Source organism: Microbacterium salsuginis (genome assembly GCF_012524205.1).
In the GTDB taxonomy this organism is placed as follows: domain Bacteria; phylum Actinomycetota; class Actinomycetes; order Actinomycetales; family Microbacteriaceae; genus Microbacterium; species Microbacterium salsuginis.
Genome location: NZ_JABACI010000002.1, coordinates 145725 through 167399 on the forward strand (window position 1 = coordinate 145725; position 21675 = coordinate 167399).

Annotated in this window: 19 protein-coding genes; 8 read left to right on the plus strand and 11 right to left on the minus strand. The window is 70.6% G+C overall.

Going from position 1 to position 21675, the window contains the following annotated elements; all coding sequences use genetic code 11:
* Positions 1-49 precede the first annotated feature (49 nt).
* The 3 genes from HF576_RS07765 to HF576_RS07775 are packed head-to-tail and all read right to left on the minus strand — an operon-like array spanning position 50 to position 3621.
* On the minus strand, positions 50-1849 hold the full coding sequence (locus tag HF576_RS07765) for a proline--tRNA ligase (RefSeq protein ID WP_168912247.1): 1800 nt from the start codon (positions 1847-1849) through the stop codon (positions 50-52).
* Between the two features lie 42 nt (positions 1850-1891).
* The gene (locus HF576_RS07770; protein ID WP_168912248.1) at positions 1892-3088 is read right to left on the minus strand and encodes a hypothetical protein; all 1197 of its coding nucleotides are present in this window, start codon (positions 3086-3088) and stop codon (positions 1892-1894) included.
* Positions 3085-3621, minus strand: a complete 537-nt coding sequence (locus HF576_RS07775; protein WP_168912249.1) for an RNA polymerase sigma factor — start codon at positions 3619-3621, stop codon at positions 3085-3087. Before HF576_RS07775 ends, HF576_RS07770 begins: the two co-directional genes overlap by 4 nt.
* A 93-nt stretch (positions 3622-3714) precedes the next feature.
* Here HF576_RS07775 and pcp point away from each other — a divergent pair, with 93 nt between their 5' ends.
* Complete coding sequence (gene pcp, locus HF576_RS07780) at positions 3715-4350, plus strand: pyroglutamyl-peptidase I (RefSeq protein ID WP_343234207.1); 636 nt, start codon at positions 3715-3717, stop codon at positions 4348-4350.
* A 21-nt stretch (positions 4351-4371) separates the two neighbouring features.
* On the opposite strand, the gene HF576_RS07785 is transcribed toward pcp, so the two are convergent.
* The gene (locus HF576_RS07785) at positions 4372-5559 is read right to left on the minus strand and encodes a benzoate/H(+) symporter BenE family transporter (protein WP_168912250.1); all 1188 of its coding nucleotides are present in this window, start codon (positions 5557-5559) and stop codon (positions 4372-4374) included.
* A gap of 55 nt (positions 5560-5614) precedes the next feature.
* On the opposite strand from HF576_RS07785, the gene HF576_RS07790 reads away from it, so the two are divergent.
* Positions 5615-7039 carry an RNB domain-containing ribonuclease gene (locus tag HF576_RS07790; RefSeq protein WP_168912251.1) on the plus strand — a complete coding sequence of 475 codons (1425 nt, stop codon included), beginning with the start codon at positions 5615-5617 and terminating at the stop codon, positions 7037-7039.
* Positions 7040-7051: 12 nt separating this feature from the next.
* Here HF576_RS07790 and ispG read toward each other — a convergent pair whose 3' ends face one another.
* Positions 7052-8182: a flavodoxin-dependent (E)-4-hydroxy-3-methylbut-2-enyl-diphosphate synthase gene (gene ispG, locus HF576_RS07795; protein ID WP_168912744.1), complete on the minus strand. Its 1131-nt coding sequence runs from the start codon at positions 8180-8182 to the stop codon at positions 7052-7054.
* Positions 8183-8301: 119 nt separating this feature from the next.
* Here ispG and HF576_RS07800 point away from each other — a divergent pair, with 119 nt between their 5' ends.
* Together HF576_RS07800 and HF576_RS07805 are read left to right on the plus strand one after the other, a co-directional pair.
* Entirely contained in the window at positions 8302-9534 is a 1233-nt protein-coding gene (locus HF576_RS07800; RefSeq protein WP_240948791.1) for a low temperature requirement protein A, read from the plus strand.
* 170 nt (positions 9535-9704) lie between these two features.
* Positions 9705-11723: an anthranilate synthase family protein gene (locus HF576_RS07805; protein WP_168912253.1), complete on the plus strand. Its 2019-nt coding sequence runs from the start codon at positions 9705-9707 to the stop codon at positions 11721-11723.
* Positions 11724-11732: 9 nt separating this feature from the next.
* Here HF576_RS07805 and HF576_RS07810 read toward each other — a convergent pair whose 3' ends face one another.
* From HF576_RS07810 to HF576_RS07820, 3 genes are all read right to left on the minus strand, one after another.
* A complete protein-coding gene (locus tag HF576_RS07810; RefSeq protein WP_168912254.1) occupies positions 11733-12986 on the minus strand; it encodes an RNA polymerase sigma factor in 1254 nt (417 codons plus the stop codon).
* Entirely contained in the window at positions 12983-13351 is a 369-nt protein-coding gene (locus HF576_RS07815) for a YciI family protein (RefSeq protein WP_168912255.1), read from the minus strand. The genes HF576_RS07810 and HF576_RS07815 overlap by 4 nt, the downstream gene beginning before the upstream one ends.
* A gap of 83 nt (positions 13352-13434) precedes the next feature.
* Entirely contained in the window at positions 13435-14766 is a 1332-nt protein-coding gene (locus HF576_RS07820; protein WP_168912256.1) for a site-2 protease family protein, read from the minus strand.
* A 115-nt stretch (positions 14767-14881) separates the two neighbouring features.
* Between HF576_RS07820 and HF576_RS07825 the strand changes: the two genes are divergently transcribed.
* From HF576_RS07825 to HF576_RS07835, 3 genes are all read left to right on the plus strand, one after another.
* A complete protein-coding gene (locus tag HF576_RS07825) occupies positions 14882-15457 on the plus strand; it encodes a hypothetical protein (RefSeq protein ID WP_168912257.1) in 576 nt (191 codons plus the stop codon).
* A 124-nt stretch (positions 15458-15581) separates the two neighbouring features.
* Entirely contained in the window at positions 15582-16319 is a 738-nt protein-coding gene (locus HF576_RS07830) for a YcnI family copper-binding membrane protein (protein WP_168912258.1), read from the plus strand.
* Positions 16320-16464: 145 nt separating this feature from the next.
* Positions 16465-18129, plus strand: coding sequence for a Mur ligase family protein (locus tag HF576_RS07835; protein ID WP_168912259.1), 1665 nt, complete (start codon positions 16465-16467; stop codon positions 18127-18129).
* A gap of 92 nt (positions 18130-18221) precedes the next feature.
* Here the strand turns inward: HF576_RS07835 and dxr are convergent, their stop codons facing one another.
* Both dxr and HF576_RS07845 read right to left on the minus strand, forming a co-directional pair.
* On the minus strand, positions 18222-19307 hold the full coding sequence (gene dxr / locus HF576_RS07840) for a 1-deoxy-D-xylulose-5-phosphate reductoisomerase (protein WP_168912260.1): 1086 nt from the start codon (positions 19305-19307) through the stop codon (positions 18222-18224).
* Positions 19308-19327: 20 nt separating this feature from the next.
* A complete protein-coding gene (locus HF576_RS07845) occupies positions 19328-20278 on the minus strand; it encodes an FKBP-type peptidyl-prolyl cis-trans isomerase (protein ID WP_168912261.1) in 951 nt (316 codons plus the stop codon).
* 114 nt (positions 20279-20392) lie between these two features.
* Between HF576_RS07845 and HF576_RS07850 the strand changes: the two genes are divergently transcribed.
* Positions 20393-21181: a lysophospholipid acyltransferase family protein gene (locus HF576_RS07850; protein ID WP_425522985.1), complete on the plus strand. Its 789-nt coding sequence runs from the start codon at positions 20393-20395 to the stop codon at positions 21179-21181.
* On the opposite strand, the gene HF576_RS07855 is transcribed toward HF576_RS07850, so the two are convergent.
* Positions 21150-21659, minus strand: a complete 510-nt coding sequence (locus HF576_RS07855) for an OsmC family protein (RefSeq protein WP_168912263.1) — start codon at positions 21657-21659, stop codon at positions 21150-21152. The genes HF576_RS07850 and HF576_RS07855 overlap by 32 nt on opposite strands.
* Between the last annotated feature and the right edge of the window lie 16 nt (positions 21660-21675).

Genomic DNA, 21675 nt, shown 5'->3' on the forward strand with positions numbered 1-21675 from the left:
CCCACGCCGACGAGCCGTCCGGGCCCGGATCGCGCCGAGTCCGGCGCGGTCAGCGCGCGGCGAGTCGCGCCGCGACCTCTGCCACCGGCACGACCTCGCGGTCACCGGTGCGGCGGTCCCACAGCTCCACCTGGCCGTCGGCCGCGCCGCGGCCGACGATCACGATCTGCGGCACGCCGACGAGTTCGGCGTCGCCGAACTTCACGCCGGGCGAGACCTTCGGGCGGTCGTCGTACAGCACATCGAGACCGGATGCCTCGAGCTCGGCGGACAGCTTCTCCGACACCTCGAACACGACGGGCTCGCGCCCGGTCGCGACCACGTGCACGTCGAACGGCGCGACCGACGCCGGCCAGATGAGGCCCTTTTCGTCGTTGTTGAGCTCGGCGATGATCGCGAGGATGCGGGTCACACCGATGCCGTACGACCCCATCGTGACGGTCACGAGCTTGCCGTTCTCGTCGAGCACCTTCAGCCCGAGAGCGTCGGCGAAGAAGCGCCCGAGCTGGAAGACGTGGCCGATCTCCATGCCGCGGGCGATCTCGACCGGCCCCGACCCGTCGGGCGCGGGGTCTCCCGCGCGCACGTTCGCCACCTCGACGAAGCCGTCGCCCGTGAAGTCGCGGCCCGCGACGAGGGTGTGCACGTGCTTCTCGTCGATGTTCGCCCCCGTCATCCACGCCGTCCCGTCGACCACTCGCGGGTCCAGAAGGTAGCGGATGCCGGTCGCCGACTGCTCGCCGAGCACCGCGCCGGTCTCGGACCAGGGGCCGATGTACCCCTTCACCAGGAGCGGGTTGTTCTCGAAGTCCTGCTCGGTCGCGGCCTCGACCGCCGCCGGCGCGAACGCCACCTCGGCGCGCTTATCGTCGACGTCGCGGTCGCCGGGAATGCCGACGATGACGAGCTCGCGCGTGCCGTCGAGGTGGGTGAGCGCGAGCACGACGTTCTTGAGGGTGTGCGCCGCGGTCCACTCGGCCGCGCCGTCGGTCGCGGGACCGGCGATGCCGTCCGCCGGAGCGTCGAGGTGCGCGTTGGCGTGGTCGACGAGCGTCTGGATCGTCGGGGTGTTCGGCGAGTCGAAGATCACCGGCTCCCCGAGGCCCTCGAACGGGATGGGAGCGGGAGCGGTCGTGGTGAAGGCCTCGACGTTCGCCGCGTACCCGCCGGCGGAGCGCACGAAGGAGTCCTCTCCGATGGGTGTCGGGTGGAGGAACTCCTCCGACCGCGCGCCGCCCATGAGGCCGTTGTCGGCCGCCACGATCACGTACTCAAGGCCGAGCTTCTGGAAGATGCGCTCGTAGGCGTCGCGCTGCGACTGGTACGAGGCATCCTGCCCCTCGTCCGTGTAGTCGAACGAGTACGCGTCCTTCATGGTGAACTCGCGGCCGCGCAGCAGGCCGGCCCGCGGGCGCGCCTCGTCGCGGTACTTGTCCTGGATCTGGTAGATCGCCAGCGGCAGGTCCTTGTACGACGAGTACAGGTCCTTCACGAGGAGCGTGAACATCTCCTCGTGCGTCGGGGCGAGGAGGTAGTCCGCCCCCTTGCGGTCCTGCAGACGGAAGATGCCGTCGCCGTACGAGTTCCAGCGGCCCGACGACTCGTAGGGCTCGCGCGGCAGCAGCGCCGGGAAGTGCACCTCGTAGGCACCCGCGTTCGTCATCTCCTCACGGATGACGGACTCGATCTTCGCCTTGACCCGCAGACCCAGCGGCAGCCACGTGAAGATGCCCGGCGCGGCACGGCGGATGTAGCCGGCGCGCACGAGCAGCCGATGGCTCGAGACCTCGGCGTCGGCCGGGTCTTCGCGGAGTGTGCGGAGGAAGAAATGCGACAGACGTGTGACCACGAGGGTCAAGTCTAGGGCGAGGGGATGCCGCACCCGGTCGAGCTAGGGATGCATGAGCCCGAACAGGACAGCCGCGAGCTCCGCAGCCTCCGAGGTGTCGCGCACCCAGTCGGGTGTCACCGTCAGCAGGTTCACGCCGTCGGTGGCCACGATCACCGAACCGGAGCCCTCGTACCGATCGAGTCCCGGGGCGATCACCGCAGCCGCCGCGCCCTCGACTGTCACGGGCACGGAGTGATCGGCCGCAAGAGCGGTCGGGAATGACACCCCTCCGCCCGGAACGGCGCTGACGGTGACCACTTCACCAGTCGTGGTCTCGCCGGAGCCGGAGGCGAAGTGCAGTGCGCACAGCGACGCGGCCCCGGTCCGGTACGAGATCCCTTCGGGCCGGTCGGGTGCGTACCAGTCGATCGGCTGATCCGCCGTCGCCGCGACGCGCTCGTATCCATAGACGGCGGGGTCGACCGCCGCCGCGATCGTCGCGCAATCCGGAGGCGTCCACCATGCCCCCGTCCGCTCCGCGGGCGCGGGCGCCGCGTGATCGTCGAGCCTGGCCGATGCGCTGGACAGCAGAGTCTCGGTGGCTGCGAGCGACACGCTCTCGCGTGCTCCCGAGGCCCGGACGAGCAGCCACGTCCCATCGACGACCTCGACTGCCGAGCACTCGACCCGCGACGTGTCGAAATCGACATCCCGGCACACCGAGGTCGTGCCAGAGGCCAGCTCGGCCGGCACCACGGCCTCGGGGTAGGCGAAGACGTGCACGGTCGCCGCCAGGTACACCTCGTCGGTCACCCAGACGCAGTCGATCCCGCCCAGGACCGCGTCGGCGCCGGTCTGCCACCGATAGTCGGAGCGGATCATGTGCATCCCCGTTGTGACGGCCGCCTCCTCCTCGGAGAGGACGTTGGCGCACTCGCCGCCGAACGGCATGACGCCGGTGGACGCGGGCTGCTCCGGCGCGGCCGTGGGGGTTGGTGCCGGAGTCGGAGTGGCAGGGACGGTCGGTGCCGGCAAATCGCTCCGCGTCGGGGTCGCGACCGGCGCGGGGTTCGCGTCGGACCTGAGCAGGGTCGCCGTGGCAACCGCTCCCCCGGCGATGCCGGCGATCAGCACGAACGCCGCCGCACCCGCGACGATCTGCATCCGGTGCTTTCCGACCGGCCGGATCCGCTGTGCGCCCGCCATCACCAGGTCGCGCATGTCCGCGTGCTCGCGCGGCGACAGTTCGTCGTTCATGCCCATGCCCCCTCGATCGCCGTCATCTCGTCCCGAAGCTTCGCCTTCGCCCGCGCCAGCCTGGACTTCACCGTCCCGACGGGGATGCCGAGCGTCTCGGCGGCCGCTCGTTCGGGGTATCCCTCGAGCACCGTCAGCACGAGGACGCTCTGCTCACGAGCGGGCAGTCGCCGCAGCGCCGCCAATACGCCGCTCTCATCTGCGGCGCGGATCTCGAGCGTCTCGATCGAGACCGGCGTACGGGCGAGCAGCGCACGATACCGGCGGCCGGATCGCTCCAGATTGCGCGCGCTGTGCGACACGGTATTCAGCAGCCACGGCAACGGCGACCCGTCGACGAGCCGCACCGACTCCCTCTTGCGCCAGAGTTCGAAGTAGGCGATCGTCACGGCATCCTTCGCGTCCTCACGCGTGGTCAGCAGCCGCAGAGCGTGGCGGAACAGCCGTGCCTCGTGCCGGTCGAACAGCTCACCCAGCGCAGACTCGTCGCCCGCGCGCACACGGGCCCAGGCGGCCGCGTCGTCATCGCTCATACCTTGTAGTGTCCGGGATCGCGCAAACGGTTCCCGCCACCGCGCATTTTCTGTGGAGAGGCCGCATTCACCGCGCAGGCCTACCCTGGACCGGTGACCACCGTGCTCCTCACCGGCTTCGAGCCGTTCGGCGACGACGACGTCAATCCCTCCGGAGAGGCGGTGCGCACGGTCGCCGAGCGATGGGCGGGCCCGGAGTCGCTCGTGACCGCCGTGCTGCCGGTCACGTTCGCGGGCTCGGCGGAACGCCTGCGCGAACTCCTGTCTGAGCATCGTCCCGACATCGTCGTGGCGACCGGGCTGGCCGGCGGCCGGGCAGCGATCGGCGTCGAGCGCATCGCGGTCAACCTGGTCGACGCGCGCATCCCCGATAACGACGGCGCACAGCCGGTCGATGTGCCGAGCGTCCCCGGGGCACCGGCCGCGCATTTCGCGACACTCCCGGTGAAGGAGATCGCACGTCGCATCGCGGATGCGGGGATCCCCGCCGAGGTCTCGTACTCCGCCGGCACGTTCGTATGCAACCACGCGTTCTTCACGGCCCTCGAGGCTGCGGCATCCGGAACCCGCGCGGGATTCGTCCACGTCCCCTGGTCCGCCGAGCACGCACCGTCACACGAAGTCGCGGCCCTTCCGCTCGCCGACATCGTCCGTTCCCTCGAGATCGCGGTGCGGACCAGCATCGATGTCACGGTGGACAGCTCGACCTCGGCGGGTGCGCTGCACTGAGCGGCGCCCTCGCGTGAGGTATCAGCGCGACCGACGACCGACGTGCAGCACCTCGCGCACGACGAGGCCGGCGACCAGCGCCCAGAACGCCGCGCTGACGCCCGCGATCGCGATGCCCGACGCCGCGACCAGGAACGTGACCACCGCCGGCAGACGCTCGCCCGGGTCGTCGATGGCCTGCTGCACCGCACCCCCGAAGGCTCCGAAGAGCGCGATGCCGGCGACGGCGGGGATCACGGCATCCGGCGCCACCACGACGAGGGCTACGAGCGCGGCCGACAAGCCGCCCAGCACGATCCCGCTGGCGCCGGTCGACACGCCCGCGACCCATCGCCGCTTCGGGTCGGGATCGGCGTCCGGGGCTGCGGCGAGGGCCGCGCTGATCGCGGCCAGGTTGATGGCGTGGCCGCCCGCCGAAGCGCCCAACGCGGTGCCGATGCCCGTGACGAGCATCGCGGGCCGCCACGGCACCTCGTAGCCGAAGCTGCGCATGATCGCGACGCCGGGAACGTTCTGCGAGGCCATCGTGACCAGGAACAGCGGCAGCGCCAGGCCGACGACGGCGCCGAAGGTGAGGGTCGGCGCCGTGAACTCGAGGCGCGGCACCAGAACGGCGGGATCGATCACCGCTCCGGTCGTGGCGACGTGGACGCCGACGACGACGGATGCTGCGACGAAGGCCAGCGGCACCGCCCAGCGCGATGCGAACCGGACGAAGACCAGCCACGTGAGGATCACCGGCACCACGCCCCACGGGTTGGCGACGATTCCGGTCACGGGTGCGAGACACAGGGGAAGCAGGACGCCCGCAAGCATCGCCTGCGCGATCGAGGGCGGGATCCGCGCGATGAGCCGCCCAAGTTGCGGCCACAGAGCGGTCAGCAGAATGAGGCCGGCCGTCACGAAGAAGGCGCCGACGGCGGCAGGCCAGCCGCCCTCGACCGCGCCCGTCGTCGCGAGCACCGCGGCACCGGGCGTCGACCAGGCGACTGTGATCGGCATCCGGTACCGCCACGCCAAGAGCATGCCGGCCGCACCCATCGTGAGACAGAGCACCAGCAGGCCGCTCGCCGCCTGCGCGCTGGATGCCCCCACCGCGTCCAGCCCCGTGAGCACGACGGCGAACGAGCTCGTCACGCCCACGAGGGCGGTGACGATCCCCGCGACGATCGGGCGGGACAATGGAGCGCGGGTGTGAGCGTCGGTCATGTGATTCCCGACGGTAGCGGATCCTGGCGCCGGCGCGCCTCGATAGGGTCGGGGCATGGCGCGTCGCACAGCACGACTCTCCCCCTCGGCAGCGCAGAGCGAACTCGCGGTCGCGCTTGCGAACCTGCGTCAGGAGCTCGGGATCACAGCGTCGTTCCCGGATGCGGTCGAGGCAGAAGCCCGGACGGCGGCCGCAGCTCCGCTCGGTGAGCTGACCGACCTGACCGACGTCGAGTTCCTCACCATCGACCCGGAAGGCTCGACCGATCTCGACCAGGCGATGCACCTGACCGCGACCGATGACGGCTTCACGGTGCGGTACGCCATCGCCGACGTGCCGTTCTTCGTCACCCCGGGCGGCGCTGTCGACACTGAGGCCCGCCGGCGCGGGCAGACGCTGTACGCGGTCGACGGCCGCGTGCCGCTGCATCCGCCGGTCATCTCGGAGGACGCCGGATCGCTCCTTCCCGACCGCACGAGGCGCGCCTTCGTCTGGCAGTTCGCGCTCGACATCGACGGCACGCTGCGTGAGACGACCCTCACTCGCGCGCTGGTGCGGTCACGACGGCAGTGGACGTACGACGAGGCCCAGCGCGCGCTGGATGACGCCACTGCCCCCGCGGGGCTCGCGCCGCTGCCCGACATCGGCCGGGCGCTCCTCGAGCAGGAAGCCGCACGCGGCGGCGCATCATTGAACGTCCCGGACCAGGAGGTCGTGCTCACCGGCACCGGGTACGACCTGGAACGACGGATGCCGCTTCCCGTCGAGGACTGGAACGCGCAGCTCTCGCTGCTGACCGGCATGGCCGCGGCCCGCATCATGCTGGATGCGGGCATCGGGATCCTCCGCACCATGCCGCCGGCCCCGCCGGAGGCGGTGGCTGCCTTCCGCCGCCAGACCGAGCTCCTCGGGCTGCCCTGGGCGAGCGGCGTCGACTACGGCGAGTACCTCCGCACCCTCGACCGAGCCGATCCCCGGGCGCTCGCGGTGCTGCAGGATGCGGCATCCCTCTTCCGCGGCGCAGGCTACGAGGCGTTCGACGGGGCCGAGCCGAAGCAGATGATGCAGGCGGCCCTGGCCGCACCGTACGCGCACGTGACCGCGCCGCTGCGGCGGCTCGTCGATCGGTGGGGTCTCGTGATCTGCGAGGCGGTCTCGCGCGGGGCGGACGTGCCCGAGTGGGTGCGCGCCTCGCTCGGCGACCTGCCGCGGGCGATGGGTGCCAGTGCCGGACTCGCGGGACGCCTCGAGTCGGGCACGATCGACCGGATCGAGGCAGCCCTCCTGGCTGGCCGGATCGGCCATGAGTTCGACGCGGTCGTGCTCGCGCAGAACACGTCGCACACCCGCGTCCAGCTCACCGAACCGGCGGTGGAGGCATCCGTCGACGGCGTCTTCGGCACGCCGGGTGAACCGGTGCGCGTGCGTCTGGTCGCCAGCACCATCCCCACGGGAACCCTGTCGTTCGAGCCCGTGTGAACGGCAGCCGACTCAGCTCGTGACGACCTGCGCGGTGCCGACGGGCGCCTCGGGACCCATCTCGTCGGCGATGCGGTTCGCCTCTTCGATGAGGGTCGCGACGATCTCGGACTCGGGCACGGTCTTGATGACCTGGCCCTTCACGAAGATCTGTCCCTTGCCGTTGCCGGATGCCACGCCGAGATCCGCCTCGCGGGCCTCGCCCGGACCGTTCACGACGCAGCCCATGACGGCCACGCGCAGCGGCACCGTCATGTCCTTGAGCCCCTCGGTGACGTTGTCGGCCAGCGAGTAGACGTCGACCTGAGCACGACCGCACGACGGGCATGACACGATCTCGAGCTTGCGCTCCCGCAGGTTCAGCGACTGCAGGATCTGGTGCCCCACCTTGACCTCTTCGGCCGGTGGCGCCGACAGCGAGACGCGGATCGTGTCCCCGATGCCCTCGGAAAGCAGGATGCCGAACGCCGTCGCCGACTTGATCGTGCCCTGGAACGCCGGCCCGGCCTCGGTCACCCCGAGGTGCAGGGGCCAGTCGCCCCGCTCGGCGAGCAGTCGGTACGCCTTCACCATGACGACGGGGTCGTTGTGCTTGACCGAGATCTTGAAGTCGTGGAAGTCGTGCTCCTCGAACAGCGACGCCTCCCAGACGGCGCTCTCCATGAGCGCCTCGGGGGTCGCCTTGCCGTACTTCTCGAGCAGGCGCCGGTCGAGCGAGCCGGCGTTGACGCCGATGCGCAGCGACACGCCGGCGGCCTTCGCGGCGGCGGCGATCTCGCCGACCTTGTCGTCGAACTGCCGGATGTTGCCGGGGTTGACCCGCACAGCCGCGCAACCGGCGTCGATCGCCTGGAAGACGTACTTCGGCTGGAAGTGGATGTCGGCGATCACCGGGATCTGGCTCTTCTTCGCGATGATGTGCAGGACGTCGGCGTCGTCCTGCGACGGCACGGCGACGCGCACGATCTCGCAGCCCGACGCCGTGAGCTCGGCGATCTGCTGCAGTGTCGCGTTGATGTTCGTCGTCGGCGTCGTCGTCATGGACTGGACGCTGACGGGCGCATCCCCGCCGACGAGCACTTTTCCGACCTTGATCTGGCGGCTCTTGCGACGAGGGGCGAGCGTTTCGGGGACCTTGGGCATCCCGATGTTCACTGCTGGCACGACCCCCAGCCTACGCGCGGTGCATGTGCACCGGCTGGCGGTGGGCTGATCGGATGCCGCGTCCTCGCCGGGTCGCGCGCACGGTGTATCTTCCCGCCATGAGCTTGACCCACCACCTCGGTCGGATGACCGGCCGGGACCCCCACCAGGCGCACCGTTCAGCAACGCCCCTCGAGCTGCTGTTCGACCTGGTCTTCGTCGTCGCGTTCAGCCAGATCGGATCGCAGGCCGCGCACTACCTGGAGCTGGGACACGTCTCGACGGCACTGACCGGTATCGCGTTCTCGACATTCGCCGTGACGTGGGCGTGGATCAACTACTCGTGGCTCGCATCCGCGTACGACACCGACGACGCGTTCTTCCGGATCGCGACGCTGGTCATCATGGTCGGCGTCCTCATCGTCGCCCTCGGCATCCCCCCGGTTTTCCACTCGCTCGACGAAGGCCACATCTTCGACAACACCGTCATGGTGGCGGGGTACGTCGTGATGCGCATCGCCACGATCGCGCTGTGGATCCGCGCTGCCCGGCACGACGAGAAGCGTCGCAAGACCTGCATCGCCTACGCGGTCAACGTCTCGATCGCCCAGGTCGGCTGGATCGCGCTCATCTTCCTCAACATGCCGTTGGGAATCACGCTGGTCTTCACCACCCTGCTGTCGCTGTTCGAGATGGCGGGGCCGTTCTTCGCCGAGAAGCGCTACGGCCCGACTCCCTGGCACGCTCACCACATCGCGGAGCGCTACGGCCTTCTTGTGATCATCACGCTGGGTGAGGTCATCCTCGGCACCATCCTCGCGATCTCCGCCGTCATCGAGGAGGAGGGCTGGTCGCTCGAGACGGCGCTCGTCGCGTTCGGCGGCACGGCGCTGGCGTTCGGAATGTGGTGGAACTACTTCGCCATCCCGTTCGGGAAGGTCCTCGAACGCCATCGATGGCGGGGGTTCCCGTGGGGTTATCTGCACCTCGTCGTGTTCGGATCGCTCGTCGCGGTCGGCGCCGGCCTCCACGTCGCCGCCAACGTGATCACCGAGCACGCCCACGTCGACGCGACCTTCGCGGTGCTGAGCATCGCGATCCCCGTCCTCGTGTACGAGACGTTCCTCTTCGGCATCTACGCCGTCACGGTCATGCAGTTCGATCCCTTCCACATCTGGCTCTACCTCGGGTCGGTCGCCGCTCTCGCGGCGAGCGTCGTCGCCGTCTCGCTCGGCGCCTCGATGGGCGTGGCGCTCCTGTTGATCGCGTGCGCTCCCGCCGTCGTGGTCGTCGGATATGAGACGGTCGGCTGGCGCCACGGCGCCGAGATGCTCGAGCGCGCCACCCGCTGACGACATGGGCGGGCGCGCGCGGAACGCGCTGTGGTAGGTTCGGCCCATGTCCGCACACCTCACCTGGTGGCTCACCGCGTAGGCGGTGGGTTTTGCGCGACTCCGACCGCCCCGCGAGGGCGGTCTTCTTTTCGTAGGGGACACCGCCCCACGACGAAAGAACCACTGCTATGACCGGGCCCTCCCACCCCTCGCTCGGCGAGATCGCCGACAGCGGCATCCCGTTCGCCCTCATCGCCCGCGACGGTTCCACCGTCGAGGTGCTCACCGGCGACGTCGTGGACGTCGAGCTGCTCGCCGACATCCCGCTCACCGACGTCGAAGGAACCCCGCGCGAGGTCCTCGCGCTCGTGCCGTTCCGTCAGGTGCGCGAGCGCGGATTCGAGTGCCACGACGACGGTGCTCCGCTGCGCTGCCTGATCGTCGGCGAACGATTCTCGATCCCCCGTGACCAGGCCCTCGCTCAGCTGCCCACCGCGCCCGTTCCGCTCGACGAGCCGGGCTTCGACATCCCCGACGACGAGTACGCCGACATCGTGCGTCGCGTGATCGCGGACGAGATCGGCCGTGGCGAGGGCGCGAACTTCGTGATCCGGCGTGACTTCACGGCGGGGGTGTCGACGGATGCCGCGACCGCCGCCCTCACGTGGTTCCGGGCACTCCTCGAGCACGAGCGCGGCGCGTACTGGACGTTCGCGGTCGTCACTCCCGGCCATGTCGCGGTCGGCGCGAGCCCCGAGGCCCACGTGAGTGCACGCGGCGGCGCATCGGAGGGTGCCGGGGATCGACGGCCGGCGGAGCCTGGCTTCAGCACCGTGACGATGAACCCGATCTCGGGCACCTTCCGTCACCCGGAGGGCGGTGCGACTGCAGAGACCCTCTCGGAGTTCCTCGAGTCGACGAAAGAGACCGAAGAGCTCTTCATGGTGGTCGACGAAGAGCTCAAGATGATGAGCGCGGTGTGCTCCGACGGCGGACGGATCACCGGACCGCACCTGAAAGAGATGTCGCGACTCACGCACACCGAGTACGTGCTGCGCGGGCGCAGCCGCCTCGACCCGCGCGAGATCCTGCGCGAGACGATGTTCGCACCGACGGTGACCGGCTCGCCGATGCAGAACGCGTGCACGGTCATCACACGCCACGAGAAGACCCCGCGCGGCTACTACTCGGGTGTGGCGGCGCTGTTCACGCCGCGGCATCCGGAATCCGCCGATGCGGCCGGCGAGCCGACGCACGACCTCGATGCCCCGATCCTCATCCGTACCGCGTACCTCGAGAACGGCCGCCTTCGTGTTCCGGTCGGAGCGACCCTGGTGCGTCACTCCGACCCGTACGGCGAGGTCGGTGAGACGCACGGCAAGGCCGCCGGCGTCCTCGGCGCGATCGGCGCTGTGCCACGCGATGCGGCGGCGGAGCGTGCGGCCGAGGCCGCCGCGGTCGCGTCGGTCGTCGACACCGCCGCCGTGGACGAGGACGCACCCGCTCCCGAGCCGCGACGGCTCGCCGATGATCCCGCCATCGCGGCCCTGCTCGCCTCGCGCAACGCCCGCCTCGCGGAGTTCTGGCTGAATCCACAAGGCTCTGCGACGCCCGGACCTTTCGCGGGACGCTCGGCTCTCGTCGTCGACGCCGAGGACCGCTTCACGACGATGCTCGCCCATCAGCTACGGCACCTCGGACTCGACGCCCGGATCGTGCCGTGGAGCGAGGTCACCGACGACCAGATCGACACGGCCGAATTGCTCGTGTGCGGCCCCGGTCCCGGCGATCCGAGGGATCCCGCCAGCCCCCGCATGCAGCGCATGCGCGAGGTGGTGCGGCGCCGGCGGTCGTCCGGGCGGCCACTGCTCGCGGTCTGCCTCAGCCACCAGATCCTCGCGCATTCCCTCGGACTGGGCCTCGCACCCCTCGCGGCGCCACATCAAGGTCTGCAGAAGACGGTGGACGTGTTCGGGATGCCGGCCTCCATCGGCTTCTACAACACCTTCACCGCACGCGTCCCCGCCGGGCATACGCAGGCGGGTGAGACCGAGATCGCGGCCGACCCTGGCACGGGCGACGTCTACGCGTTGCGCGGCCCCGGATACGCGTCGGTACAGGGCCACCTCGAGTCGATCCTCTCGCGCGACGGCATGACGACGCTCGAGCGCCTCATCACGCACGCTCTGACACCCGTCGGCGCCTGAGCGACGGGCTCACCGCGCGGCGCGTGATGCCAGCAGCCGCCGCTCCGCCTCGTTCGCAGTGAGCTCGAGGGCGCAGAGGTCGGCAGTGAGAGCCTCGTCGTCGCGCCCGAGGTCGCGCAGCAGCGATGCGCGGACGGCATGCCACAGGTGCGATCGAGACAGGTCGCGCTCGAGCGCATCCACCTCGCGCAGCGCCACCTCGGCACCCTCGATCCGCGCGAGGGCCACAGCCCGATTGAGTCGCACCACTGGCGACCGGTCGTAGGCGAGCAGCATGTCGTAGAGCGTCAGCACCTGCAGCCAGTCGGTCGAAGCGGCATCCGTGGCATCCGCGTGGCATGCCGCGATCGCGGCGTGCAGCTGCCAGCGGCCGGGTCGCCGCAGCCGAGCTGCCTTATCGAGGACGATCCTGGCGTCGCCTACGAGCGCCGCATCCCATCGAGACCGGTCCTGCTCAGCGAGCAGCACGAGCTCGCCGTCCACCGCGCGCGCTGACTCGCGTGCGCGGTGGAACTCCAGCAGCGCCAGCAGTCCGAGCGCCTCCGCCTCCCGGGGCAGCGCCGCCGCGATCACGCGCGCAAGCCACAGGGCGTCGTCGGCGAGGTCACGGTCCGCTGCCGCATCGGCTCCCGCGACGAAATGCGCTTCGCTGTACATGACCGACACGATCGTGAGGACCAGGTCGAGTCGCGATGCCGCATCGGGCCCCTCCGGCACGCGAAGCGGGATGCCGCTCCGCGCGATCTTGCTCTTGGCGCGTGAAATGCGCTGGCCGGTTGCGGGCAGGGTCGAGAAGGTCGCCCGAGCGATCTGAGCGGTCGTGAGACCGCACACAGCCCGGAGCGTCAGTGCGAGTTGCGCGTCGGGCGCGAGTGCCGGGTGGCAGCATCCGAACAACAGCGCCAAGCGTTCATCGGCAGCGGGCGGTTCGGCCGCCGGTGCGGACGGGAGAAGCGCGCCCGTGCGGTCGAGTACCTTGTCTTCGAGCACCCGCTCCCGGCGGAGGCGGTCCAGGGCGTTGTGGCGGGCCGCCTGCGTGAGCCACGCCGCCGGGTTCGACGGGATGCCGCGCACCCGCCACTCGCGTAGCGCCTCTTCGACCGCTTGCGCGACAGCCTCCTCCGCGAGGTCGAAGCTGCGGAACGACGCCGTCAATGCGGCTGTGATGCGCGCTGACTCCTCGCGGACGACGGTGGCGAGAAGGCGATCGGATGCCGCGGCCCCGCCGCTGCGGTCGGCCGAGGCCGCGGCATCTCCGCTCACTTCTCGAACTGGCTGTAGTCCACGACCATCGGCCGGATCTCGACCGCGACGCCGGGAAGCTCGAGGGACGGCCACGTCTTGACAAGCGTGATCGCTGCGTCGAGGTCGGGCACGTCGATGATGCTGAACCCGCCGATGACCTCCTTCGCCTCGGAGAAGGGACCGTCGACGACGACGGGCCCGTCATCGCCGGATCGCACTGTCGTCGCGGTCGTGACCGGCTGCAGCTCTGCGCCCGAATCGGCAATCCGCTCCGCATTCGCGCCGAACCACTCGTAGATCCGGGAATACACGTCCTGGGCGCGCTCGGGCGGAACAGCTGCATCGAGCTCGGGCGTCGAGGTGAACATGATGACGTACTTCACGGCGGGGTCCTTTCGTCAGTGGAACCGTTTCATCCCCACAGCGAACGGACAACCCCGTTTTCGACAGTGACTGAGAACTTTCCTCAGAACAGCGAGACCGGGTTGAAGATGTCGGCCAGGATCAGCACGGCACCCATCCCGATCAAGGCGACCACGACGACGAATGTCAGCGGCACGAGCTTCGTCGCGTCGACGGGCTTGGGCGGCGGGCGGCGGAACAGCTTCGCCCATACGCGCTTGATGCCCTCCCACAGGGCCACCGCGACGTGACCGCCGTCCAGCGGCAGCAGCGGGATCAGGTTGAAGACGAACAGCGCGATGTTCAGCGATGCCAGCAGCCCCAGGAAGCCGGCGACCCGGTTGAGCACCGGTGAATCGGCGGCGGCGACCTCGCCCGACAGCCGCCCGGCACCCACGACGCTGAGCGGACCGTTGGGGTCCCGCTCCTGTCCGGTCACCAGATCGACGCCGGTCTCCCAGACCTTGACGGGAAGCTGCCACAGGATGCCGGCGACCGCGCCGACCTGCTCGACGGCCGCCTGCGTGCCGCCCCAGATCGGCTGCCGCACGTACTCGACCGTCGGGCTGATGCCGACGAAACCCACTTCTCGCGTGGTGGTCGTACCATCCGCTTCGGTCGTGGACGCCTCCGTGGTGGCGGGCTCCACGGTGAGCGTCTGCTCGGTGCCGTCACGCTCGACCACGAGGGTGAGGGGTCCGCCTGAGGAACCCTGGATGATCGCGGTCGCCTCGGCGAAGTCGTCGACCGGCTGCCCGTCGACCGACAGGATCGTGTCGCCCGGTTCGATGCCGGCGGCGGCCGCGGGGGCCTCGGGGTCCGCTTCCGTGCACTCGGATGTCGTCGTTGCGGGCACGCACTCCGACAGCGAGGCCACCGTCGTCGTCGCCGTCTGCACGCCGATGCCGGTGACCAGGATCGAGAACAGCACGATCGCGAACAGGAAGTTCATGATCGGCCCGCCGAGCATCACGATCACGCGTTTGAACACCGGCAGCCGGTAGAAGACCCGCTCGTCGTCGTCGCCGTGGAGCGTCTCGTCGTTGGCGGCGCGCGCGTCCTGCACCATGGTCGCGAAGAAGCCGCCGCCGGCACGGCCTGAGCGCGAGGCGCTGCCGGATCCGGATGCCGCAGCCGCCCGCTCGCGCTCCTCCGGTGAGGGCGGGTACATGCCGGCCATCGAGATGTAACCGCCGAGAGGGATGGCCTTGACGCCGTACTCGGTCTCGCCGATGCGGCGCGACCAGAGCGTCGGGCCGAACCCGATCATGTACTGGCCGACACGCACCCCGAACTTCTTCGCCGGCCACAGGTGGCCCAGTTCGTGCAGCGCGATCGACACGGCGAGGCCCACGATCATGAGCACGACGCCGATGACGAACGCAAGAGCTTCCACACGCACACGGTACCCGCGTGTGGCTTTGAGTTGGGTGTGACGCCGGTTCGCCGGCTGTAACCGCGGCGAAATCGAGACGTGCCAGCCCTCGCGTAGGCTCGGGCGAGGAGGAACCGTGAGCCCACGCCATGTGCGCGCCGTGCGCGGCACCGCCGCGGCCGCCGTCGCGACCGTGGTGGCCGCGACCGCGCACACCCTGGCGGGCGGCGGGGCTCCCGCGCCGCTGCTTGTCGCAGCCGTGGCGATCCTGGGTTCGCCGTTCGCAACGGCCCTCATCGGGCGGCGCCTGTCGCCGTGGCGCGTCGCGAGCGCCGTGCTCGTGAGCCAGGTCCTGTTCCACGTCGCCTTCGCCATCACGGCGGGCGCCGACCCCGGCGCAACGGCGGGGCATCACGCGCACCACCTCGCTCTGCCCGGTACCTCGGCAGCCGTCCTCCCCGACGGCCCGATGACCGTCGGCCATGTGCTCGCCGCAATCGCGACGGTGCTCGCCCTGTACTTCGGCGAACGGATGCTGCGCGCCCTGGGCCGCGGCATCCGTTCCCTCTTCGCTCGCGCCCGCGCGATCGCACCGCGCCCGCCGGTGCCGCGGCTCGTCGCGACCGTCCCGCGCCCGCTGCCACGGCTGCGGATCGTGCTCTCGGGCCTGTCGCGGCGTGGCCCGCCCTCGCTCGTCTTCGCGGCGCGCTGAGCGCCGCCCGCACGACACACCCATCCGCCTGCGCCGTTCCCGAGTTCTTCGGATGCGCGGCCGGAGTTTCCGCATCGCCGCGCGGCGGATCATCCCCGCGCGCACCCAAGACGAAAGAACCCGCATGAACACCACCTCTTCCCCTGCCCGTCGCCCTCTCAGCCCTCGTCTCGTGATCGGAGCGGTGGCCGGCGTCGCCCTCGCCGTCGGCGTGCCGCTCGCCGCCTCCGCGCACGTGCATGTCGATCCCGGCGCCGCCTCGGCGGGCGGCACCGAGACGCTGACGTTCTCGTTCTCGCACGGCTGCGACGGGTCGCCGACGACGGCCCTTGCAATCGACATCCCCGACGGCGTCGGCAACGCCACCCCGATCGTCCAGGGCGGCTGGACGATCACACGCGAGGCGGGCGCGGACGGGGTGCCGACCCGCGTCGTCTTCACGGCCGACACTCCTGTCGAGGATCATCTCAAGGCCGCCGTCTCGATGGACGTCCTCTTCGACGAGTCCGCGGCCGGCACAATGGTTCCGTTCGCGGTCACGCAGACCTGCGTGACGGGCGAGACGGCGTGGACGCAGATCGCCGATGAGGGCCAGGACCCGCACGACCTCGATGCCCCGGCACCCGTCGTGGAGGTCGGCCCCGTCGCCGACGAGTCCGCGAGCCACGGCCACGACACCGTGGACTCGGCAGCGGACGACGCGGACGCTTCGGACGACGCCGAGGCTCACGCTTCCGGAACCGCAGCCTCGGCCACGAACGATGCCGACCCGGTCGCCCGCTGGCTCGCGGCCGGCGGCCTCGTCGCCGGCATCGCCGCCCTCGTCGTCGTCCTCGTGCGCGGCCGGACCCGCCGAGGCTGACGCGTCACGAGACGGCTGATCACGCCCGGGCAGGGCGATCGGCTCCCGATCGTCCTGCCCCGCGACATCGCGGAAGGCGACGGATGCCGGCGCCGGTGGACCGGGGACGCGTCGGCTCGGGCGCGGATGAGAAGATGGAGGCGCCATGCCGACTGACGCGCCCTCGAACCTTCCCCCCGTGCTCCGCCCGGACGCGCCGCCCATCCATTTCCTCGCTGACCTCGCGGCGCGTTTCGCCACGGACACGCGCGGCGACGTGTCCGGGATCACTCTGACGGGCATCACCCTCGCGACCGCGGATCTGCGGCCGGGCGACGTGTTCGTCGCGGTGAAGGGCGTCAACCGCCACGGCGCCGAGTTCGCCGCCGCGGCTGCCGCCAAAGGGGCGGTCGCGATCGTGACGGATGCCGCCGGCGCCGACCTCGCCGCCGAGAGCGGTCTTCCCGTGGTGCTGGTCGACGACCCGCGGGGCGCTCTCGGGGATCTGTCGGCGTGGGTGTACAACACCGGCCGCGACGATCACCTGCCGATCCTCTTCGGCACGACCGGGACCAACGGGAAGACCAGCGTCTCGCACCTGCTGGAGGGCATCCTCGGGCAGCTCGGCGCCACGACGGGCCTGTCGTCGACGGCGGAGCGCCACATCGCCGGTCAGATCGTGGTGTCGCGTCTGACCACCCCCGAGGCATACGAGATGCACGCTCTTCTCGCGCTCATGCGGGAGCGGGGCGTCGAGGCCGTCGCGGTGGAGGTGAGTGCGCAGGCGCTCAGCCGCCGTCGTGTGGACGGCATCGTGTTCGACGTCGCCGGGTTCACCAACCTCACGCACGACCACCTCGACGATTACGCCGACATGCGCGAGTACTTCGAGGCGAAGCTTCCCCTGTTCCGCCCCGATCGCGCCCGCCACGCGGTGGTCTGCGTCGACTCCGCGCCCGGTTGGGAGGTCGTCTCGCGCAGCGAGGTGCCCACCGTCACGGTCGGCACGCCCGCTCTCGCGTCGGATCCGGATGCCGCCGCCGGCGCCGACTGGGTCGTCGACATCCTCGACGAGCGACAGGCCGGCACCGAGTTCCGCCTCACCGCGCGCGACGGCCGCACGCTCACGACGCTCGTCCCCGTCATCGGCCGGCACATGGCCGCCAATGCAGGGCTCGCGATCGTCATGATCCTCGAGGGCGGCTACTCGTGGGAGCGGATCACCGGCGCGCTCGACGGGCAGCGGATCGACGCGTATCTGCCCGGCCGCACCGAGCTCGTCTCGGGCGAGTCGGGACCGGCGGTCTACGTCGACTTCGGCCACTCCCCCGACGCCTTCGAGAAGACGCTTTCGGCTGTGCGACGCGTCACCCCGGGCAAGGTCGTGATGCTGTTCGGCGCCGACGGTGACCGCGATGCGACGAAGCGGCACGACATGGGCCGGACCGCCGTCGAGGGCAGCGACATCCTGGTGATCACCGACCACCACCCGCGTTTCGAGGACCCCGACTCGATCCGCGCGACCCTCATCGAGGGTGCACGACGCGCGCAGCCGGATGCCGAGATCCTGGAGTTCTCGCCTCCCGAGCGCGCGATCATCGAGGCCGTCGCGCTCGTGGGCGACGGCGACGCGATCCTGTGGGCGGGTCCGGGCCACCAGGACTACCGAGACATCCGGGGTGTCCGCACGCCGTACTCGGCGCGGGAGCTGTCGCGCCGCGCCCTGCGCGAGGCCGGCTGGCCCGTGCCCGAGCCGCACTGGCCGGTGCCGTACCCGGAGCACGAGACTCCGGCATCCGACCCGCTTCGTCCGGTCTACCCGCCCGCCTGAGGCGTCTCGTCCGGCTTCGCTCGCTCAACGACCGAGCCGACGCATCCGGTCCTTGAGCGAGCGACGAAGGAGCGAGACGAAACGGCTGGGCTTCAGTCGCGCGCGGCGATCGCCTTGTCGGCGGTGCGGCGGGCCCACGATTCGGCCTCGGCCAGAGCCTCGCGGGTAAGAGCATCGGGCGCCTCGTGCGCGTCGACGACGCGCTCGACGGTGTCGACGATCCCGAGGAAGCTCAGCCGGCCCTCGTGGAACGCGTCGACCGCCTGCTCGTTCGCGGCGTTGAAGACAGCCGGGAACGTGCCGCCGGCGCGGCCCACGCGCTTGGCCAGCCGCACCGACGGGAAGGCGTCGTCGTCCAGCGGCTCGAACGTCCAGGACGTCGCCGTCGTCCAGTCGAGGGGACGGCCCACGCCGGCCACGCGGTGGGGCCAGTCCAGGCCCAGCGAGATCGGCAGCCGCATGTCGGGAGGCGAGGCCTGAGCGATCGTCGAGCCGTCGACGAACTCCACCATCGAGTGCACGATCGACTGCGGATGAACGACCACGTCGATCTCGGAGTATGGCACTCCGAAAAGCAGATGCGCCTCGATGACCTCCAGGCCCTTGTTCACGAGGGTGGCCGAGTTCGTCGTGACCATTCGGCCCATGTCCCACGTCGGGTGGGCGAGAGCCTCGGACGGCGTGACGTCGACGAGGGACGCGCGGCTGCGGCCGCGGAAGGGACCGCCGGATGCTGTCAGCACGAGCCGCCGGACCTCTTCGGGCTCGCCCGACCGCAGGGCCTGCGCGAGGGCGGAGTGCTCCGAGTCGACGGGCACGATCTGGCCGGGACGCGCGATCGCCGTGACGAGATCGCCGCCCACGATGAGCGACTCCTTGTTGGCGAGGGCCAGCGTGCGCCCCGTCTCGAGTGCCGCGAGCGTCGGCCCGAGACCGACCGATCCGGTGATGCCGTTGAGCACGACGTCGGCCTCGACCTCGCGGACCAGCTGCTCGGCTTCGACGGCGCCGAGCGCGGTGTGCTCGACGCCGAACTGCGCGGCCTGCGCCTCGAGCGTCGCGCGGTCGGAGCCCGCGGCGAGCCCCACCACCTCGAACCGCCGGGGATGGGCCCGCACGACGTCGAGCGCCTGCGTGCCGATGGAACCGGTCGAGCCGAGGATCAGGACGCGCCGCATCGGCTCAGCCTAGCGGGGCGTCACTGCGCGGCAGGGGCGGCGGCGATGATGTCGACGACGAAGACGAGTGTCTGACCCTTGAGGTCGGCCTCGTTGATCTCGCCCTCGCCGTAGGCCGCCGACGGCGGCAACACAGCGATGACCTGGGAACCGACGGTCTCGCCGGTGACGGCGTCGCTGAAGCCCTGCACGACGCCGCTGCCCACGGTGAACGGGAACGGAGCGCCGCCCCAGCTCTCGTCGAACACCTCGCCGGAGTTCCACGAGACGCCGTGGTACTGCACGAGCACCTGATCGCCGGGCTCGACCACCGCGCCGTCGCCCTTCTTCAGTGTCGCCTTCTGGAACTCGGTGGGCATGTCGCCGTCGGGCAGGGTGACGCTGGGCTGACCGTCGTCGGCCAGCTCGACCGTCGGCATCCCGTCGACCGGCTCCTGCTCCTCGCCGGTCGCGGCGGTCGGCACGACGTCGATCAGGTCGATGATGTAGACCTCGCCGGCGCCCTGCTCGGTGGCGGGGAAGGCGGCCACGACACGGGTGCCGGGGGTCGCGCAGCCGAACATCTGGCCGAGCGGGCTCTCGGCCGAGATCTGCTGCGGCAGGAGCGGGCTGTCGGCGTAACCCATCGATGCGAGCTCTTCGCCGGTGTCGGCGCTGAACGCGCTGAGCGCGTAGGTGACGAGGTCGCCCGACGACACCGGGTCGCCCGAGCCTTCCGAGACGACGGTGCTCTGCAGCTCGGTGACCTCGAGCGGTGCCGTGAAGGTCGCGCTCGACTTCTGACCGATCTCACCCTCGACGGTGACCGACTCGGTCGCCGCCCCGGAGGCGACCTGAGCGTCGCACAGATCGAGTGCGGCACTGGCCGACGGCGTGGGCTCGGCATCGGGGTCCGCCGGCGTCGAGCACCCTGCCAGCAGAACAGCCGACAGCGCGGCGACGGACAGGGCGGCAAGCGAGCGAGTGCGCACGGAAGAACCTCGAGTCGTGGGATGCGGAACCTCCATCCTGTCCCATGTTTCCTTTGTCCGCGCTGAGAACCGGTCATGCCGATGGCGGAATGGAATCGGGAGTACCCTCGACGGGTGACTTCCGACCTCGTGCCCGACGCCGACGACGCGGCCGCCGCCGAAGTCGAGACGGGCCCGGTCCGGCGCATCGGCGCGACGTACGCCCTCGGCCGTTTCGTCGTCGCTCCCCTCGCTCGCCTGGTCTATCGCCCGCATGTCGAGGGTCGCGGCAACGTTCCCAAGTCGGGGCCGGTGATCTTCGCGAGCAACCATCTGTCGTTCATCGACTCGATCGCGATCCCCGTCGCCGCCCCGCGACCGGTGCACTTCCTCGCCAAGTCGAGTTATTTCGACGGCCCCGGTCTCGGCGGCTGGCTCTCGAAGCAGTTCTTCACCGCGATCGGCGCCGTGCCGGTCCAGCGCGGTGCGGGGCAAGCGGCCCTGGACGCCCTGGAGCAGCAGCGGGCACTCCTCGAACAGGGCAGCACCGTGGCGCTCTATCCCGAGGGGACCCGGTCACTGGACGGGCGCCTGTACAAGGGCCGCACCGGCGTGGCGTTCCTCGCACTGCAGACCGGAGCCCCCGTCGTGCCGGTGGGCCTCATCGGCACCGACGACGTCATGCCGGTCGGCGCGAAGATGCCCTCGCTCACCCACCGGGTGACGGTGAAGTTCGGAGAGCCGCTCGACCTCGGCCACCACGGCCCCGCCACCTCGGGGCGCGCGCGCCGTGCGGCGACCGACGAGATCATGGCGGCGATCCACGCGCTGTCAGGCCAGGAGCTCGCGAACGCCTACAACGAGGTGCCCGCGCAGAGCCCCATCGAGCGCATCAAGCAGGTACTTCCCCACGAGCGCCGCTGACGCCGTCGGGGGCGGCGAGGACCGTCGGCTCGTGCCGCACCGGAAAGTTCACCGAGTTGGCGATGAAGCACCACTCGTGCGCCTGTGTGTGAGCAGAACGCGCGGCTTCGATCATCGAGGCGTCCGCGACGGTCACGCGCGGTCGCAGGACGACCTCGTGGAAGGCGCCACCGCCGCGGCCGTCCTCGATCATGAGACCGGATGCCTCGTCCTCATAGCCGACGACCACGACGCCCGCCTGAACGCACGCGTGCAGGTACGACAGCAGGTGGCATTCGCTCAGCGCCGCCACGAGCATGTCCTCGGGATTCCAACGCCCCGGATCTCCGCGGAACGGCTTGTCGGACGACGCCAGCAGCGCCGGCTTGCCGTCGATCTCGATGGTCACAGCACGGTCGTAATCGCGGAGCCCAGAGGTGCCGGTGCCACGGTCGCCGGTCCAGGTCGTCCGGACGGAGTATCGATGCTCACCCCACATGGAGCACAGTCTGTCA

Coding starts and splice junctions, on each gene's coding strand:
- HF576_RS07785 (WP_168912250.1), bottom strand. CDS start 5,559: ATGACCGACGCTCACACCCGCGCTCCATTGTCCCGCCCGATCGTCGCG.
- HF576_RS07855 (WP_168912263.1), bottom strand. CDS start 21,659: ATGTGGGGTGAGCATCGATACTCCGTCCGGACGACCTGGACCGGCGAC.
- HF576_RS07835 (WP_168912259.1), top strand. CDS start 16,465: ATGCCGACTGACGCGCCCTCGAACCTTCCCCCCGTGCTCCGCCCGGAC.
- HF576_RS07770 (WP_168912248.1), bottom strand. CDS start 3,088: ATGAACGACGAACTGTCGCCGCGCGAGCACGCGGACATGCGCGACCTG.
- HF576_RS07790 (WP_168912251.1), top strand. CDS start 5,615: ATGGCGCGTCGCACAGCACGACTCTCCCCCTCGGCAGCGCAGAGCGAA.
- HF576_RS07800 (WP_240948791.1), top strand. CDS start 8,302: ATGAGCTTGACCCACCACCTCGGTCGGATGACCGGCCGGGACCCCCAC.
- ispG (WP_168912744.1), bottom strand. CDS start 8,182: ATGCCCAAGGTCCCCGAAACGCTCGCCCCTCGTCGCAAGAGCCGCCAG.
- dxr (WP_168912260.1), bottom strand. CDS start 19,307: ATGCGGCGCGTCCTGATCCTCGGCTCGACCGGTTCCATCGGCACGCAG.
- HF576_RS07805 (WP_168912253.1), top strand. CDS start 9,705: ATGACCGGGCCCTCCCACCCCTCGCTCGGCGAGATCGCCGACAGCGGC.
- HF576_RS07830 (WP_168912258.1), top strand. CDS start 15,582: ATGAACACCACCTCTTCCCCTGCCCGTCGCCCTCTCAGCCCTCGTCTC.
- HF576_RS07775 (WP_168912249.1), bottom strand. CDS start 3,621: ATGAGCGATGACGACGCGGCCGCCTGGGCCCGTGTGCGCGCGGGCGAC.